General features: G+C 43.5%; 20 protein-coding genes. 18 read left to right on the top strand and 2 right to left on the bottom strand.

All coding sequences use genetic code 11. The features are described from left to right. Window positions 1-102: 102 nt before the first annotated feature. The 15 genes from EOD41_RS01030 to EOD41_RS00960 are packed head-to-tail and all read left to right on the top strand — an operon-like array spanning window position 103 to window position 11,894. Window positions 103-636: a hypothetical protein gene (locus EOD41_RS01030; protein ID WP_127702923.1), complete on the top strand. Its 534-nt coding sequence runs from the start codon at window positions 103-105 to the stop codon at window positions 634-636. Between the two features lie 30 nt (window positions 637-666). Beyond that, a complete protein-coding gene (locus EOD41_RS01025) occupies window positions 667-1,005 on the top strand; it encodes a DUF4134 domain-containing protein (protein WP_117381996.1) in 339 nt (112 codons plus the stop codon). 10 nt (window positions 1,006-1,015) lie between these two features. Continuing rightward, entirely contained in the window at window positions 1,016-1,336 is a 321-nt protein-coding gene (locus tag EOD41_RS01020) for a DUF4133 domain-containing protein (protein WP_127702922.1), read from the top strand. Beyond that, window positions 1,333-3,822: a TraG family conjugative transposon ATPase gene (locus tag EOD41_RS01015; RefSeq protein ID WP_127702921.1), complete on the top strand. Its 2,490-nt coding sequence runs from the start codon at window positions 1,333-1,335 to the stop codon at window positions 3,820-3,822. The genes EOD41_RS01020 and EOD41_RS01015 overlap by 4 nt, the downstream gene beginning before the upstream one ends. 15 nt (window positions 3,823-3,837) lie before the next feature. Continuing rightward, window positions 3,838-4,206 (top strand): hypothetical protein, encoded by a 369-nt coding sequence (locus EOD41_RS01010; protein WP_127702920.1) that lies wholly within the window; start codon window positions 3,838-3,840, stop codon window positions 4,204-4,206. A gap of 53 nt (window positions 4,207-4,259) precedes the next feature. Then, complete coding sequence (locus EOD41_RS01005; protein WP_127702919.1) at window positions 4,260-4,943, top strand: conjugal transfer protein TraI; 684 nt, start codon at window positions 4,260-4,262, stop codon at window positions 4,941-4,943. Beyond that, complete coding sequence (locus EOD41_RS01000) at window positions 4,930-5,622, top strand: hypothetical protein (RefSeq protein ID WP_127702918.1); 693 nt, start codon at window positions 4,930-4,932, stop codon at window positions 5,620-5,622. Before EOD41_RS01005 ends, EOD41_RS01000 begins: the two co-directional genes overlap by 14 nt. An 11-nt stretch (window positions 5,623-5,633) precedes the next feature. After that, window positions 5,634-6,281, top strand: coding sequence for a TerB family tellurite resistance protein (locus tag EOD41_RS00995; protein WP_232336538.1), 648 nt, complete (start codon window positions 5,634-5,636; stop codon window positions 6,279-6,281). A 10-nt stretch (window positions 6,282-6,291) separates the two neighbouring features. Continuing rightward, window positions 6,292-7,494 (top strand): conjugative transposon protein TraJ, encoded by a 1,203-nt coding sequence (traJ, locus tag EOD41_RS00990; RefSeq protein ID WP_127702917.1) that lies wholly within the window; start codon window positions 6,292-6,294, stop codon window positions 7,492-7,494. Window positions 7,495-7,519: 25 nt separating this feature from the next. Beyond that, a complete protein-coding gene (traK, locus tag EOD41_RS00985; RefSeq protein WP_127702916.1) occupies window positions 7,520-8,137 on the top strand; it encodes a conjugative transposon protein TraK in 618 nt (205 codons plus the stop codon). 2 nt (window positions 8,138-8,139) lie between these two features. Next, on the top strand, window positions 8,140-8,475 hold the full coding sequence (locus EOD41_RS00980; RefSeq protein WP_127702915.1) for a hypothetical protein: 336 nt from the start codon (window positions 8,140-8,142) through the stop codon (window positions 8,473-8,475). Between the two features lie 7 nt (window positions 8,476-8,482). Continuing rightward, complete coding sequence (traM, locus tag EOD41_RS00975) at window positions 8,483-9,721, top strand: conjugative transposon protein TraM (RefSeq protein WP_127702914.1); 1,239 nt, start codon at window positions 8,483-8,485, stop codon at window positions 9,719-9,721. Between the two features lie 9 nt (window positions 9,722-9,730). Then, a complete protein-coding gene (locus tag EOD41_RS00970; RefSeq protein ID WP_127702913.1) occupies window positions 9,731-10,549 on the top strand; it encodes a DUF4138 domain-containing protein in 819 nt (272 codons plus the stop codon). A 34-nt stretch (window positions 10,550-10,583) separates the two neighbouring features. Then, the gene (locus tag EOD41_RS00965; RefSeq protein ID WP_127702912.1) at window positions 10,584-11,351 is read left to right on the top strand and encodes a hypothetical protein; all 768 of its coding nucleotides are present in this window, start codon (window positions 10,584-10,586) and stop codon (window positions 11,349-11,351) included. A gap of 57 nt (window positions 11,352-11,408) precedes the next feature. Continuing rightward, window positions 11,409-11,894: a hypothetical protein gene (locus EOD41_RS00960; protein WP_127702911.1), complete on the top strand. Its 486-nt coding sequence runs from the start codon at window positions 11,409-11,411 to the stop codon at window positions 11,892-11,894. On the opposite strand, the gene EOD41_RS00955 is transcribed toward EOD41_RS00960, so the two are convergent. Both EOD41_RS00955 and EOD41_RS00950 read right to left on the bottom strand, forming a co-directional pair. Further along, window positions 11,872-12,147 (bottom strand): hypothetical protein, encoded by a 276-nt coding sequence (locus tag EOD41_RS00955; RefSeq protein WP_127702910.1) that lies wholly within the window; start codon window positions 12,145-12,147, stop codon window positions 11,872-11,874. The genes EOD41_RS00960 and EOD41_RS00955 overlap by 23 nt on opposite strands. A gap of 4 nt (window positions 12,148-12,151) precedes the next feature. Beyond that, window positions 12,152-12,580 carry a helix-turn-helix domain-containing protein gene (locus tag EOD41_RS00950; RefSeq protein ID WP_127702909.1) on the bottom strand — a complete coding sequence of 143 codons (429 nt, stop codon included), beginning with the start codon at window positions 12,578-12,580 and terminating at the stop codon, window positions 12,152-12,154. 249 nt (window positions 12,581-12,829) lie between these two features. Here EOD41_RS00950 and EOD41_RS00945 point away from each other — a divergent pair, with 249 nt between their 5' ends. The 3 genes from EOD41_RS00945 to EOD41_RS00935 all read left to right on the top strand — a co-directional run bounded on the left by EOD41_RS00945 (window position 12,830) and on the right by EOD41_RS00935 (window position 15,482). Further along, window positions 12,830-14,236 carry a HEPN domain-containing protein gene (locus EOD41_RS00945; protein ID WP_164849850.1) on the top strand — a complete coding sequence of 469 codons (1,407 nt, stop codon included), beginning with the start codon at window positions 12,830-12,832 and terminating at the stop codon, window positions 14,234-14,236. A gap of 446 nt (window positions 14,237-14,682) precedes the next feature. Further along, the gene (locus tag EOD41_RS00940) at window positions 14,683-14,982 is read left to right on the top strand and encodes a type II toxin-antitoxin system TacA family antitoxin (protein WP_127702907.1); all 300 of its coding nucleotides are present in this window, start codon (window positions 14,683-14,685) and stop codon (window positions 14,980-14,982) included. Then, the gene (locus EOD41_RS00935) at window positions 14,982-15,482 is read left to right on the top strand and encodes a GNAT family N-acetyltransferase (RefSeq protein WP_127702906.1); all 501 of its coding nucleotides are present in this window, start codon (window positions 14,982-14,984) and stop codon (window positions 15,480-15,482) included. The genes EOD41_RS00940 and EOD41_RS00935 overlap by 1 nt, the downstream gene beginning before the upstream one ends. Window positions 15,483-15,586 lie beyond the last annotated feature (104 nt).

The following is a 15,586-nucleotide window of genomic DNA, read 5'->3' as shown; positions in this document are numbered from 1 at the left end:
ATCCTACCCTGTACATGAGGTGTGATAAAAGTTTTTTGGATAGGCCAACCTTTGCTTTCGAGATCGCTGCATGGTGCAGATGGTCTTTAAAATCAAAGTGTTATGTTGTCATCCATCTCCTGGCAGCAGTATTTAGCAGCCATCGCTATCATAAGCGCATCTTACTACCTGTATGTGATCCTTCGCTACTATCAGCGCGAGGTTACCAATCTTTTTATAGCTAAGCAATCAGGTCAGCTACTTGCCCCAAGCAGCACCCTTTCATCTTTTACGGTGATGGGTCAAGCTAAGCAAGATCAAAGCATCACCGTCGTAGCCGACGAAGAGTTACAATTCGCGGAAGCCGACATCGACGAAGACTTAAACGAACCAGTTGCTGAAACAACAGCAGCAAAGCCCGTTGAGTTTTTGCCACAAACACAACTGCTTAATGAGACGGACAAACTCATTGATGCTTTCGCAGACGTTGACAGTAAATCAGAATTTATTTCATTGCTGAACATTCTGCTTACCTCTTATAAACCTTACGAGTCGGAAATAAACTATCTACAGGTAATTGAGCACATCTTGAACGAATCGCACGGAAAATTGCCTTTCGACTTGACAAGCAATGACCTGCCTGCCTTGAATGAGTAACATTTTTTAAACCCTTTAAAATAAATAATCATGAAAACACAGCAAGTAAAAAGAAATAACGATCTGAGGCATCTGTTGAAGAAAGGCTTCGGCACATTGACATTTATCCTTTTCGCCTTCACCTTGTATGCACAGGACGGTAATGCCGGCATTCAGGAGGCAACCACGCAGGTCAAAAGCTATTTTACTACCGGTACAACCTTGATGTATGCTATTGGTGCTTTGGTAGGCCTGGTAGGTGCTATTAAGGTTTACAAAAAGTGGAACGACGGCGAGCATGATACCGGAAAGGTTGCATCCAGCTGGTTTGGTAGCTGCATTTTTCTAGTAGTTGTCGCTACTGTACTCAAATCTTTTTTTGGCGTTTAACTGCATCAATATGGCATTGTATCAGATCAATAAGGGCATCAATAAACCCATCGAATTTAAAGGGCTAAAGGCCCAGTACATCGGCTACCTCGGAGCAGGCCTCGTTATTCTGCTCGTCGGCTTTGCAATCATGTACCTGGTGAGCATACCGGTGACCATGTGCCTGATAATCGTAGGTGCATTGGGGAGCCTGCTGTTTTTCCAGGTGTTTAAGCTTAGCCATAAATATGGCCAATATGGGCTGATGAAGAGATCGGCAAAGCGATATCTGCCGCGTTACCTGCAATTCAAGACACGAAACGTATTTCTCCAATTAAAAAGAAGATCATGAGATCACACAGCAAAGCGGAACAGGTATTTCCTGTTTATAAGGTGGAACACGATTGTATGCTTTCAGCGCAAGGCGACCTGACCATTGGTTATGAAGTTGACCTACCGGAAATTTTTACCATGTCCAATGACGAATACCACAGCTTTCACGAGGCTTGGATCAAGGCAATAAAGCTGCTGCCGAAAAATACCATCTTCCATAAGCAGGACTGGTTTATAAGTGAGCAGTATAAGGCCAGGTTTCAGGAAAACGGCGAAACGCAGGTTAAAACGTTTCTGTCACATTCCAGCGAAAAGCATTTCCACGAGCGTCCATACCTGCATCATCATTGCCATGTTTTCCTGACTAAGAAGCCCGAAAAATTCAAACACTATACGAGCGCGGTAAGCACATTGATGCGAAAACGCATAGTCCCTTCTCAAACCACATCAGAAGAGCTGTTTCGTGACTTTTTAGATAATGCCGGACAGTTTGTAAAGGTGCTGGAAGATAGCGGCCTAATTGCATTGCGGGGCATCAATGACGACGGACTGTCCGGTACGCCTAAGACACCCGGAATACTGGAACAGTACTGCTTTCTGCTCAACAAGAACAGCAATACGGTTTTAAAGGATATTCATATTCAGGACGAGATCCGCATTGGCAATGATTATTGTCAGCTTTTTACTTTAAGCGATGCGGAAGACTTGCCGCCGCTTTGTGGCCCGAGGATAACCTTTGACAAGTACAGCACGGACAAAACAAAGTTTAGTACTGGATTTGCCTCACCGATCGGCACTTTGTTGAGATGCAACCATGTGTATAACCAGTACATATTTATCGAAGACAGCCAGCAAACCTTAAAGAAGCTGGAGGCAAAGAAGCTGCGCTTACAATCGTTATCCGCTTATTCCCGTGAAAATGCGATCAGCCGGGATGCGACTCACGAATTTTTAAATGAAGCAATCAGTCAGCAGCGGCTGCCGGTTAAAGCACACTTTAATGTGATGGCCTGGACAAGCGACCGAGCCGAACTTAAAGACCTCAAAAATAAAGTAAGTTCAGCTTTAGCTCAAATGGATGCGCAACCTAAACAGGAAACGGACGGAGCACCGCAGATATGGTGGTCGGGATTGCCAGGCAATGAAGCTACCTTTCCAATGAATGATACCTTTGATACATTTGTTGAACAGGCAACCTGCTTTTTAAATCTTGAAACAAACTACCAATCCAGTATCAGTGCCTGCGGGCTTAGGCTCGGCGATCGCTTGTCAGGCAAACCTGTCCATGTAGACATCAGTGATGAACCGATAGAGAAAGGCATAACGACTAACCGGAATAAGTTTATTTTGGGTCCGTCGGGCAGTGGAAAGTCTTTTTTTACCAACCACCTTTTGCGAAGCTATTTTGAACAGGGCGCTCACATTGTATTGGTCGATGTAGGGCACAGTTACCAGGGGCTTTGTGAGTTCGTCGGAGGATATTACTTCACTTATTCAGAAGACAACCCCATCAGCTTCAATCCCTTTTATATCGCTCAGGGCGACTACTTGGATACGGAAAAGAAGGAAAGCATTAAAGCCATGATCCTGGCATTGTGGAAGAAGGAAGATGAAGGCGTACAACGTTCAGAATACATTGCGATTTCCGATGCTTTGTACCACTATTATGAAAAGCTTAAAGTGAATTCTGATATCTTTCCTTGCTTTGATAGCTTCTATGATTTCCTTGCAGGAGAGTTTTATGAGACCATGAAACAATCAAAAGTAAAAGATGAACGTTTTGATATTGATAACATGCTGTTCGTATTAAAACCATATTACAAAGGTGGTGAGTACGCTTACCTGTTGAATGCAAGAGAAAATCTCGACTTATTGCATCGCCGCTTTATTGTCTTTGAATTGGATAACATCAAAGATCACCCCATTCTTTTCCCGGTAGTGACACTGATCATTATGGAAACCTTTGTATCCAAAATGCGCAAACTCAGTAAGGCCACCCGCAAAATGATCTTAATCGAGGAAGCATGGAAAGCTATTGCGCGTGAAGGCATGGCCGAATACATCAAATACTTATTTAAAACGGTTCGAAAATATTTTGGTGAAGCTTTGGTAGTTACCCAGGATATTGAAGATATCATCAGTTCGCCGGTGGTCAAGCAGGCTATTATCAATAACAGCGACTGCAAAATTCTGCTTGACCAACGCAAGTACCAGAATGACTTTCCGAAAATTCAGCAGTTATTGGGCATCACGGATAAAGAAACGGCACTGATCATGAGCATGAACCGGAACAATGATGAAAAGCTAAAATACAAAGAGGTGTTTATCAGCCTCAATGGTCAGTTGTCAAAAGTTTACCGGACAGAGGTGAGCCGTGAGGAATACTGGACTTATACAACGGAATCAGCGGAAAAAGCTCGTGTTCAAGAATACGCTAAGAAATATGGAAGTATTCAGCGAGGCATTGCGGCTATTGTTCAGGAAGAATTAGAAAAAGCAGCTTAATTAAATTATATCATTATGAAAGCATTAATCATTCTATTATTGATATTATTTATCATCTACGGATGCTCAGAGACCGCTAAAGAGTCAGACCCGTCCGGGACTTATGTAACCCATTTCAAGAATGAATATTCGCTTACAGACGATACTCTTATTATCAGAAATATCAATTCTTCTAACCAGGCATATAACATTGAACGAAAATCTGGTTTTCAAAAAATCAGAAATGGCGTTTTAAAGAGCAAGGAATTTAAGTCTGCCAAATGGGATGCCACTTACAACGAAGATTCAAAGGTACTACAGCAAACTGACCTTGGAAATCAGGTTTATATTACAGACCATAACGGCGTTAAACTCGGCGATTCCGAATACAAGAAAATAAAATAGCAATTTATTTCTTGCCTTTTTTAATCTGATAAATAATCGGAAAGGGACTTCTTATGAAAAAATTTAAGGTACGACCAGCGATATTAATCGCCTTGATAATGTTATTGTTCACAGTGCCGAAAGCTAATGCGCAGTTCGTAGTAGCAGAAGTAATTAAACTCACCGTCAAGAAAGTGATCAAGGCCATTGACCTTAAAGTTCAGCGGATGCAGAACAAGACCATCTGGTTGCAGAATGCACAGAAAGTGTTAGAAAACGAGCTATCTAAAGTTAAACTTACGGAGATATCCGGCTGGACAGAAGAACAAAAACAATTGTACAGCGGCTACTATACAGAGCTATGGAAGATCAAATCCACCATTGCTTATTACCAGCGGATCAAAGATGTCACCTTGAAACAGGCTGCTTTGGTGGGTCAGTACAAGCGGGCCTGGGGGCTGTTTCAAAAAGACAACCACTTTCGTCCGGAAGAAATCAATTACATGCAGAAGGTTTACAGCGGCATCTTAGATGCCAGCGTTCAGAACCTCGATCAGATATTAATGGTCATCAATAGCTTCAAAACGCAAATGTCCGATGCTGATCGGCTCGAACTGATTAATCATGCAAGTGACCAGTTGGATATCAATTACAACGACTTGCAGCAGTTTAACAATCAAAACATTCGGATCTGCTTGCAACGAAGCCGTGACCTTGCAGATACGAAATCAATTAAGGAATTGTATGGAATCAATTAGCCAGTTAAAGCGCCGTGCTGATGATATCGGCCGGAAAAGCAAGGCACTATTAACCTATGCGCTGGTGACCGCCGCTGCTTCGTTATGGTTGTCACAATCACATGCGCAGACTTTTGCCGAATGGTTCTCTCAAAAGAAAACCCAAAAGAAATACCTGCTTCAGCAAATAGCAGCTTTACAGGTTTACTCCAATTATTTGAAGCAAGGTTACCAAATCGCTAACGGCGGCTTGGGTTATATCACCGGCTCGTTAAAGGACGAGTTCAGTTTGCATACGACCTACTATGATAAGTTGAGATCCATCAATATGGTAGTCAAGAATAACCCGCAGGTGGGTAATATCCTGACATGGCAAAGGGATATTCTAGGAGCAGTTAAAGGTCTTGATCAGGCAACTTACCTGTCAACGAAGGAAAAGGTTTACGTTGGTCAAGTCAAACAGGCACTGCTTTCAGACTGCGATGAACAGATCACAGCGCTGCAAATTCTCCTCACAAACGGCAAACTGACCATGACTGACGATGAACGTTTAAAGCGGTTGAACAGCATTCACCTGGCGATGCAGAGCAATTACCGGTTTATCGCAGACTTCGCAGGCAAGATCAAGGTTTATGGCCTTCAGAAACAGCAAGAAAATACCAACCTCGAAACCAGCAAATACATATTCGGTATTCGATAATATCAAGGATTATGAAAAAGCACATCAAAGCATTTTTGCTGACAGGATTTACAGTAGCGACTCTCTCGCATACTCAGGTATGTAAGGCTCAGGGCCAGGAACTACAGCAGTTGTTATTGAATATAGAAAAGCTAACTCAGTTGAAGAGCATCCTTTCCGATATGAAGACAGGTTACCAGATCTATCAAAGGGGCTACAGTACGATTTCGTCGCTATCCCAAGGAAACTTTAATCTGCATGATGTGTATCTAAACGGCTTGCTTCAGATCAGTCCGGCTGTCAAAAACTACGGCAGGGTTGCCGAGATCATCTCCCAGCAGGCCAGTTTGCTAAGTGAGTACAAGAAGGCTTTTTCCCGCTTTAAACAAAGCGGATCGTTTTCCGCAGGCGAACTTGACTATATGGGTAAGGTATATGGCGGGCTGGTAAAGCAAAGCCTTGACAATATCAATGAGCTAACCAATGTATTGACAGCTTCTAAATTGAGGATGACCGATGATGAAAGGATCAGGGCAATAGATCGGATTTATGTGAACTCTACTGATAAGCTTCAGTTTTTGCGATACTTCAACCGCAACGGTGTGATGCTCAGTTTGCAGCGAACGAAGGAAACCGGCGATGCCCTCTCATTAAAGAAGCTCTACGGTATAAACCACTAATTCAGACATTATGAAAAAGACAGCTTTTTTAACCGCAATCATTGCGGTAACGGGGATTCTTTTCCCATTATTTTCAAATGCAGCAGGGCTTGCAGATAACATCCAGGGATTGCAGGGAACGCTCAATAATGTTTACAATGATATGCTGCCGATGTGCAGCGGCTTGATCGGCGTAGGCAGGGCCATCGCAGGATTCGGCGCACTGTGGTACATCGGCAGCCGCGTATGGCGGCAAATTGCGGCGGCAGAACCTATAGACTTTTACCCGCTGATGCGTCCCTTCGCTCTCGGGCTGGCGATCCTGTTATTTCCCACGGTCATCGCAATCATCAACGGCATCATGCAGCCTACCGTAAATGCGACGGGCGGAATGGTGCAAAACTCAGATGCAGCGATTGCCGCCTTATTAAAAGCCAAACAGGAAGCCGTTGAGAAGACAGATACGTGGCAAATGTACGTTGGGCCTGACGGTGATGGTGACCGGGATAAATGGTACAAGTATACCCATCCTGAAGACAAAGATGGCAGTGGTGAAGGTGTATTAGCAAGCGTTGGAAATGATATGAAATTCGCTATGGCTAAAGCGTCCTATAACTTTCGTAATACCGTGAAGCAATGGATGTCAGAGGTACTACAGGTATTGTATGAAGCCGCAGCACTATGTATCAACACTATTCGTACGTTTTACCTGATCATTCTGGCTATCCTCGGGCCGATCGTTTTTGGGCTTGCGGTATTTGACGGTTTTCAAAGCACGTTAACGGTGTGGCTGGCTAAATACATCAATGTATTCCTATGGTTACCAGTCGCGAATATATTCGGTGCCATTATCGGTAAAGTGCAGGAAAATATGCTCAAACTGGATATTTCACAAGTACAATCAGCGGGTGATACCTTTTTTAGTTCGACTGATACGGCTTACCTCATTTTCCTGATCATTGGGATCATAGGCTACTTCACGGTTCCGAGCGTAGCCAATTACATTGTCAATGCAGGCAGCGGCCATGGGCTTTTACAAAAAGTAAATGCACTGGTCATCACCAGTTCCAATACCACCGTGGCGGCTGGTTCTCAAGTGGGAGAACGAATGGTCAACGGCGCAATTAATTTAAGCAATGCACCAGGCGACTTTATGAGCGGCTGGAACAATGCGGGTCAGGAAAATAAGTCACAGCCCGCTAACCATCAGGCAGCTCGCATCAACGGAAATTAAGTAGTTCACCATAAAATTCGTAGCCATGTTTACACACCTAAAGAATATTGAAACTGCCTTCCGGCATGTGAAGTTGTTCAGTTACTTCCTGATAGCGGCCTGCACGATCATCTCCTGCTTTGCCCTTTATAAAAGTTACCAGGCAGCAGACCTCGCCAGCAGGCATATTTACATATTAGCGAACGGCAAAGCTTTAGAAGCCTTCGCCGCAGACCGCAAAGATAACATCCCGGTTGAGGCACGGGATCACATCAAAATGTTTCATCACTACTTTTTCACGCTTGACCCTGATGAAAAAGTGATCAATGCCAACATCGGAAAGGCATTGTACCTGGCCGATGAAAGCGCCAAAAATCAGTACAACGATCTTAAGGAAAAAAGCTATTACAACAACTTGATTTCCGGCAACATCAGCCAACAGGTTGTGGTGGACAGCATTCAACTCGACATTGATAAGTACCCTTATTACTTTAAATGCTTTGCTACGCAAAAGCTGATCCGCGCAACATCAACCATTAACCGCAGTCTGGTTACCCAGGGTTATCTCCGAAACGTGGCGCGTTCAGATAACAACCCGCACGGATTCCTGATTCAGCATTGGGAAACATTAGCCAACAGGGATACTACCCTTCAACATCAATAGCCATGAAAACACAAAGTAACGATAATAGCTCATCCACTCCGATGAACGACCGAATAGCGAAAGTGGTCTCGGAATTTATTGTAAGTTTTCAGGCTAAGTTAGCAGCGTCAATCGGCCAACGGTTCAATGCTTATAGCGCCGGTAAGCAAAAGGTCCTGCTGGTGAGTGTCGTGGCGATCATAACGGTCATATTGTTAGCAGGACTTTTTACCAATTCCTATACAATACCGGCCCTTCATCAATCCTATAAACCCGCAACACATATCGGTATGGCATCCGACGTCAATCTCTCTGGAAGAAGGGATGCACAATTAACAGATTCACTAACTAAAAAATGATTAGATCATGGAAGCAACACTCAAACAAGGCAATTTGCCTGCACACGCTCCTGAATTTCTTAAAGAGCGTAAATTCTTAATGATGATACCAGTATTGATCTTTCCTTTTCTGACGATGGCCTTTTGGGCGTTGGGTGGCGGACGGAACAGTAGCCATATGACCGGCGAACAGACGGCGGTCAAAGGGCTGAACACTACTTTACCTCAAGCTAAATTTAAAAATGGTAGTGATCAGGATAAAATGGGTGTCTATCAAACATCTGCGAAGAACTCAGACAGTTCCGCCGCGGGCAGCGTAAGCCAAAACTTCGTTAGTTCGATGGGCTTTGCTGAACAGCAGGCTTCACAAGGAGAACTGCAAAACACCTCTTCGTTACCAGGCGAACTGGCGGCGAACGATCCTAATGAAGCCAAAATTCAGGCGAAACTTGCGCAAATCAATACGCAGCTCAATCAGTCTTCGTCACCGGTACAAACGGGCGGTTATGAGCCGCAGCCAAATTCCGGTGCAGCCGTTAAGCGACTGCAAATGATGATGGCTTCCATGAACAGCGGCAGTGCTGAAGACCCGGAAATGAAACAGCTCAGCCGCATGCTTCAGCAGATCAATGATATTCAAAATCCCGGCAACTCCGATAACGTCCTTCGCGCCCGCTCCCTAAAAAATCGTAACCGTGTCTATGCGGTAACTGCCGTAAGCGATGATAGCGACGAATATGGTGAAGGGCCCAACGTTAGGTATGCAAGCAATAAAACCGCTCAGGGTGAAAATGCGGAAGGGAATACCATTCAAGCCGTGATTCACGAAGATCAAACGTTGGTCAGCGGCGCGGTGGTTAAACTGCGGCTGTTGGACGGGATTTATGTTAAAGGCAAAATGATTCCTAAAGGCAGCTTCGTTTACGGCACTTGTGCCCTGAACAACGAACGCTTGGAAATCAAGATTGCCAGTATACGCTACCTGAATAACATCTTGCCGGTCGCACTCACTGTGTATGACCTGGATGGTCTGGAAGGTTTATATGTGCCTGGGTCCATCAGCCGCGACGCTGCTAAGAACGGAATGGGCAACGCCGTTAGCTCCATGCAGCTGATGACCATGGATCAATCGTTAGGCGCACAAGCAGCCGGGGCCGGTATTGAAGCCGCTAAAGGGCTGTTCGGCAAAAAGGTAAAACAGATTAAGGTCAAAGTCAAAGCCGGATATGAAGTTCTGCTTAAGGACAACAATGACCGCGATAATTAAGGAGGTAATATGAAAAGATTAACAGTTATATTTTTCCTTGCGTTGATAGGGAAAATAGCGTTTGCACAGGACACAGCCTATGTAAGCCACGACAAGGCAACAGCATTATTTTTTCAAGGGCCAGTTAAAGTGCTCGGCAGCCAAAGCAGCAAGTACGTAATTACGGACAAAGGCAATGGGGTGTTAACGATCAAAGCAGTCGCGTCGAATTTTAAAAATGTTACGCTTAGTGTTCAGGATCAAAGCACCAAAAAGGTCTACAGCATCCCGGTAGCTTATTCTTATGGACGGGCAGGGCGACGGATTGGCTATGGTATGACGCTTGTACGTACACTTGTAAATAACAGGCCGGAAAATACCGAAGAGGTTATCGCGCAGCAATTGGCATCAGGAAAACGTGCTGATGTCGCAACCCATGAGAAAACGGGCGGTATCAAGGCCTGGATCAATAAAGTTTCACTTGCGGGTAACCGGATCTATTTGCGGCTTGATCTACGAAATCGCTCGAACCTGCCTTACGGGATTGATTTTGTCCGTTTCTATATTCGTGACCGCAAAACCGTGGACCGGATGGCTACCCACGAACAGGAGATCGTCCCGCTTTACAGCACTTTACGGAGCCGTACAGCTGTAGTCAAAGATCATGATGTTACCAAAGTATTTGCTTTTAAGCGGTTTTCGCTATCGGAGGACGAGGCGCTATTCATCGAGGTTTACGAGCGTTCGGGTAACCGGCACCTTTATTTACAAATCAGGCAAGATGATCTGGATGATATCAAAGTCCTTCCTGTACCATCACGGGCTGCGCTGACGCTGGCCGCTAATTAATAATCATTTAATTAACCATTTAATTCATACAGTTATGAAGACACAAAATTCAGAATTTTTAAAGAAAAGCCTTTTGAATTTAGGTTTTGGAGAAAAGGTAAATGCGGAACTTGACAAGGAAATGGAAGCGAAAACGCCGGAATTCAGGTTAGGCCTAAGCCACGAGTTCAATCAAAAGACCGTCGATTACACCCTTCATTTTAAAGCAGGCGACAACCAGGACATGTACTTTTTTAATAAGTTCGATGCGCATATCCGGCACGAAGACGCTGCAAAGGAGGTCAGCCAAACGTTTTTTATTAATAAAGGAAATGGCGTTACAGCTAAAGAAGCCTTCAACTTGATGGAGGGACGTTCTGTTCATAAACAGCTAACGAACCTGGAAAATCAAAAATATCAGGCCTGGCTAACGCTGGACGACCAAAATCTGACCGAAAGTGGCAATAAGAAGATCAAGCATTACCACGAGAATTACGGCTATGATATTGAAAAGGTCATTGCCGGAAAAGGTATCAAGGAACTGGAAGATCCAAAAGCAAAAGAAGATTTATATCGTTCTCTGAAAAAGGGCAATGCGCAGCAGATCACCGTTGCAACCGGTGAAGGCGAAAAAAAGTATTTCATTGCAGCTAACCCGCAGTTCAAAACCGTCGATCTTTACGACCATCAGATGAAGAAGATCAAGCGGGAAGAGCTGTTAGGTACAAGTGCCAAAGCAACAAAAAGCTTGAAGTCTCATGCGCAATCCTCGGAGGAGCTGCCAAAAAAAAAACAGTCGCGTAAAAGCAAAATGAGTGTTTAACATTTTTAGGCAACAGGTCATCATTGACCTGTTGCTATTTATCTAAAATACTCTATTATGAAAACATTAGATGAGGCACACAATGTATTATTAAGCGTATCAGACGAGCAATGGCTGAAACTCGTCGAGATGCTAACCTATGGCGTGTTAGAGCTGAATGCCCGCACGTTGGCAAAAGTGGAGATTATGTATAGTGTCGGCCATTACCCGGCGATGCATTTTCGTTTAACGACTATTTTAGATGATCCCACTGATGGTAACCCTTTACCACAAGTATCCGGATTCCGGTTTGCCTTCGACCAGGATATTGATGATGACGTATATATTGAACCCCTTAGTTCAGACGGCTATTGGGAAGACTATCTGGAAAAAGAAGGTATCACCCATGTGTTTGCGAGTAACGAAGTTGGAATCAGGAAGCTATATCGGTTCATCAACGAGGAACTGCATCTATGGGATGATGTGCCTTTTGCAGAAGTTGAAAAACCTGTAGAAGATACCTGGAGAACGTTGTTTGAGCTTAACCCGCTTCCTGATCAATGAAGTGCTTGTTGTATAAGTTGATGATATCTCGTTTGAGTTCCAACGGCAGATCATAACCCTCTTTCCATATTAGCTTGCCTGTAGGCACCTCACCCAGAGGGGCTTGTATAATGTCGCAGCCTTCTAAGACGTCCTCAATAGCATGAATGTCAAGATACGGCTCGTACCTGGTTTCCATTGCTTTTAGTTCGGGGTCTGCAACAAGACTGAACATCCTTTCTCTGTATGGCTTTTCGTGCTGCTCCACTGTCATGATATTATGAATTGGCTTTACCTTTAAGAATTTCTACTTTTTCCCGTTCGCTTGCGAGAAGTTGCTCATAAAGCTTCTTGTTTTCTTCGTAGACTTCAATTAACTTGTCTATAGGATTGAATGTAGGGTTGTAATTTACAGCATTTAACATCGAAGTATCGTTAAATGTATTCGAGATGATATTCACCGCCTTTTCCTCATCAAAGTTTTTGATGGCTTCAACGGGAACTTTAAGTATAGCAGCTACTTGCGCAAGAATATCTTCTTCAATAAGCTCTTTTCCCTCCAATAACGATACTCTTTTTTGGCTCCAATCATCTCCTAACGCTAAAGCCAAGGCCAAGGCTTCTTGCTTTAACCCGAGCATCTCGCGAAAGCGCTTCACATTGCGTCCCTGATGAATATTTTTTGGCGAATCGGTAGCTGTCCTCATGACGAAAATGGTTGTTTAAGCAAATGTATGAAAATTTGAAGTTTCAAGTTACCAGTTTTATCGGCCTAAAGCAAGCATAAATTATACGAGTTTGCTACTTCGATAGAAAGCTGTAGAATAGGTTAGAAAGCTGTTCCTGCGGTCATTTGTCTTGCTGGCAACAATGGCGGCATCAAGACCATGACGATGTATTTAGGAAACATAGCACCGTGGGAGCAGTACCCCAAACATCTGCGTTTTAGCGAAATTATGAATCCTTTAAAAGTCATTACCGACTTTTTCAGTTCTGGGTGGCCCAAAGATCACCGGGAGGATTTAAAGGAATGGCGTTTTTATGTATTAAATGACAAGTTTTATAAAGATCGGCATGGGCCTGGACACGTGTTATTCATTTATGATCAAACCCTTCAGTTGATCGAAGCTCTGCATTTATTACTACTCAGAAATTACGACAGGTGGCCACGCTTACAGGACGTGACCGAAGAGCAGATCGAACAGGAAAAAAAGGAATGGGTATACTTTCCAAAAAATTTGTCTGCAAAAGAACTTGCTAACCCATATAAAGCCGTGAAGAAGTGTTTCAAAAAAATAACGCCGCAGGATTATCGCGACTATCTGCACGAATGGCTGCACAGCGCCTTGTATAACAGTGCTGCTGACGAAACGCTGATCGCTGGCGAGATCATTGACGTGTATGATAATATCCGTAAACTTTATTCCGCAGCATGGCTCATTCACCAGCGCGAGACCGAAGAAACGATCACGCATAAAGGTTGGGGCAGAAACCGGAATGCGTCGGAAAAAGAAAGCATTGATGATAAATTAGCACCACTAAAAGACCTTGATCCGGTATTAAATCAAGCTGAAAAGTCAGGCATTGACGAAGTAAAGAACCTGATCGTTGAGCGTATTCCATCTGTTTGTATGATTTACCTGATGGGTACACACTCCAACCCATTTACGTATTATTTACTGATACTGATAGACGACAAGGAAAAAACGCCTGAACACGAGATTGCCAACAAAATTGAGGATAACTGTCGTCACCTGGCATCAGTATTCGCCTTTGTACATAAACTGGCCAGTGCCAAAGATGCGTTGGCAAACAATAAGCGTTTTTGGCACAACACACTCTTCAAAAGTATTAATGTTTATAAAGCTCCTGATGTTGAGCTAACAGGTGCGCATTCCATTGATAATAGTGTGTGGCTGGAAAGAGCCGGGCACGACTGGAACAGATGGGGTGTTCAAGGCAAAGAATTCATGAAAGGCGCTCTTCGCTACATTGAAGATAACAATTATTCACTGGCACTTTTCTCCCTTCATCAGGCTGCTGAAAGTAGTTTGATTGCTATTATTCGGGCGGTATTAGGTTACCGCTTATCGGTGCATAATTTGTCGAGAAAGATTAGAATAACATTGTTATTTACTGAAGAAATTAAGCGGGTTTTGCAGTTAGACACGACGGAAGGCGTTCAGCTATTCAATTTGCTGCAATCAGGATATTCGGAAGCACGATATAAAAGCCAATTTAATCCAGATGAAGAATCTGTAAAGCGCTTAAAAGATAAAGTTGAACTGCTGATAGCTAAGATTGAGCAAATTTACCAGCAGTTTATTAAAGAAAAATCCGCTCCACCAAGCACCGGCCAGTAGTAGCGGCAGGCGGCTTGAGTTTCTCAGGCCGCCCTGCTCGCTATGATATGCATTGATGTTTCCTGAGCTTAGATGGAAAAGACGCTGCCTGATCAATCTACATCACTGCACTATCAATAGATAGCTAATGTTTATCAATTAATTATCTTGTTTTATATAATCAATCTAACAATGAATTACAACGTGTCATTTGCAGAGATGAACCGGTTAGCTATGAAGATAAAAATCCGTCAACCTAAACTTTCTCTCGAAGATATGCGAAAACAAGCGTTGCGACTTGAAAGCACCCGTACCGCTAAAATAAAAAAGCAGTCACCTTCTCGTTAACAGCTAAATCGTGAATGTTATTTAACGATATTGGTGTGAATAAAAATGGATTGATTATTGCAAAGGTCTATTTATTTGTACGGAATTTTTCCGTATATTTGTTTTGAAAGGCAATAATTATGGAACGAGCGATCAAAGCTGAAAAGACAAGATTCGATACCAAACTGACAACAGATCAGAAAACATTATTTGAACGGGCAGCAAAATTAGGCGGTTACCGTACGCTTACCGATTTTGTGGTATCCACTGTTCAGGAAAAAGCAAAATTTATTGTGGAACAGCACGAAGCTGTTCTGGCTACAGAAAGGGACAGGAATGTTTTTTTCGAAGCAATCATGAACCCGCCGAAACCTGGCAAACGCTTACAAGAGGCTGCTGAGCGCTACCGTGAATTAAATAATCAGTCAACGGAAGTTTAATGAGTTATCCGATTGAACCGCTGCATTCAGGACTTAACAAAAAAGAGTTTACCTGCGGCAAGGAAATGCTGGATAATTACCTGCACAAACAGGCAAGCCAGGATATCAAAAGGCGTTTAAGTACCGTGTCTGTCATGCTGGATGGTGACCGCATCATCGGCTATTATACGCTATCAAGTACCAGCATACCCTACGAACTGGTGCCGGAAAAAGTGCAAAAGAAAATGCCGCCTTCTTACCATAACCTCCCTGCTATATTATTAGGAAGGCTCGCATTGGATCAAAACTATAAAGGACAACGCCTTGGCGAATACCTTTTAATTGATGCGTTAAAGAAGTGCTACGACGTCTCTTTGACGCATGTCGGGGCAATGGCTGTGATCGTCGATCCGCTTGACGCCGATGCGGAAGCCTTTTACTTAAAATATGACTTTGTTAAACTGGACTCTGGGAAAATGTTTCTGACGATACAGACCATAGCTGCGCTGTTTACAAATTAGGATTGTCATGTGATATTCTCTGGGTAAACAGCGAGATATTATACAAGCGTATAAATTGAAAGCTCGTTGGCTGTCCCCAAGGCCAGGCTTTTCACTATATCTTT

Source organism: Mucilaginibacter limnophilus (genome assembly GCF_004005815.1).
In the GTDB taxonomy this organism is placed as follows: Bacteria; Bacteroidota; Bacteroidia; order Sphingobacteriales; family Sphingobacteriaceae; genus Mucilaginibacter; species Mucilaginibacter limnophilus.
The sequence above is the reverse complement of the archived record's forward strand: the minus strand, read 5'-3'. Positions and strand labels throughout refer to the sequence as shown.

Excerpts from the sequence above, each read along its gene's own strand:
- traM (WP_127702914.1), top strand. The coding sequence starts at position 8,483 with ATGGAAGCAACACTCAAACAAGGCAATTTGCCTGCACACGCTCCTGAA.
- EOD41_RS00960 (WP_127702911.1), top strand. The coding sequence starts at position 11,409 with ATGAAAACATTAGATGAGGCACACAATGTATTATTAAGCGTATCAGAC.
- EOD41_RS01015 (WP_127702921.1), top strand. The coding sequence starts at position 1,333 with ATGAGATCACACAGCAAAGCGGAACAGGTATTTCCTGTTTATAAGGTG.
- EOD41_RS00945 (WP_164849850.1), top strand. The coding sequence starts at position 12,830 with ATGAATCCTTTAAAAGTCATTACCGACTTTTTCAGTTCTGGGTGGCCC.
- EOD41_RS00995 (WP_232336538.1), top strand. The coding sequence starts at position 5,634 with ATGAAAAAGCACATCAAAGCATTTTTGCTGACAGGATTTACAGTAGCG.
- EOD41_RS01020 (WP_127702922.1), top strand. The coding sequence starts at position 1,016 with ATGGCATTGTATCAGATCAATAAGGGCATCAATAAACCCATCGAATTT.
- EOD41_RS00970 (WP_127702913.1), top strand. The coding sequence starts at position 9,731 with ATGAAAAGATTAACAGTTATATTTTTCCTTGCGTTGATAGGGAAAATA.
- EOD41_RS01010 (WP_127702920.1), top strand. The coding sequence starts at position 3,838 with ATGAAAGCATTAATCATTCTATTATTGATATTATTTATCATCTACGGA.
- EOD41_RS00965 (WP_127702912.1), top strand. The coding sequence starts at position 10,584 with ATGAAGACACAAAATTCAGAATTTTTAAAGAAAAGCCTTTTGAATTTA.
- traK (WP_127702916.1), top strand. The coding sequence starts at position 7,520 with ATGTTTACACACCTAAAGAATATTGAAACTGCCTTCCGGCATGTGAAG.
- EOD41_RS01025 (WP_117381996.1), top strand. The coding sequence starts at position 667 with ATGAAAACACAGCAAGTAAAAAGAAATAACGATCTGAGGCATCTGTTG.
- EOD41_RS01000 (WP_127702918.1), top strand. The coding sequence starts at position 4,930 with ATGGAATCAATTAGCCAGTTAAAGCGCCGTGCTGATGATATCGGCCGG.
- EOD41_RS00950 (WP_127702909.1), bottom strand. The coding sequence starts at position 12,580 with ATGAGGACAGCTACCGATTCGCCAAAAAATATTCATCAGGGACGCAAT.
- EOD41_RS01030 (WP_127702923.1), top strand. The coding sequence starts at position 103 with ATGTTGTCATCCATCTCCTGGCAGCAGTATTTAGCAGCCATCGCTATC.
- traJ (WP_127702917.1), top strand. The coding sequence starts at position 6,292 with ATGAAAAAGACAGCTTTTTTAACCGCAATCATTGCGGTAACGGGGATT.
- EOD41_RS01005 (WP_127702919.1), top strand. The coding sequence starts at position 4,260 with ATGAAAAAATTTAAGGTACGACCAGCGATATTAATCGCCTTGATAATG.
- EOD41_RS00940 (WP_127702907.1), top strand. The coding sequence starts at position 14,683 with ATGGAACGAGCGATCAAAGCTGAAAAGACAAGATTCGATACCAAACTG.
- EOD41_RS00980 (WP_127702915.1), top strand. The coding sequence starts at position 8,140 with ATGAAAACACAAAGTAACGATAATAGCTCATCCACTCCGATGAACGAC.
- EOD41_RS00935 (WP_127702906.1), top strand. The coding sequence starts at position 14,982 with ATGAGTTATCCGATTGAACCGCTGCATTCAGGACTTAACAAAAAAGAG.
- EOD41_RS00955 (WP_127702910.1), bottom strand. The coding sequence starts at position 12,147 with ATGACAGTGGAGCAGCACGAAAAGCCATACAGAGAAAGGATGTTCAGT.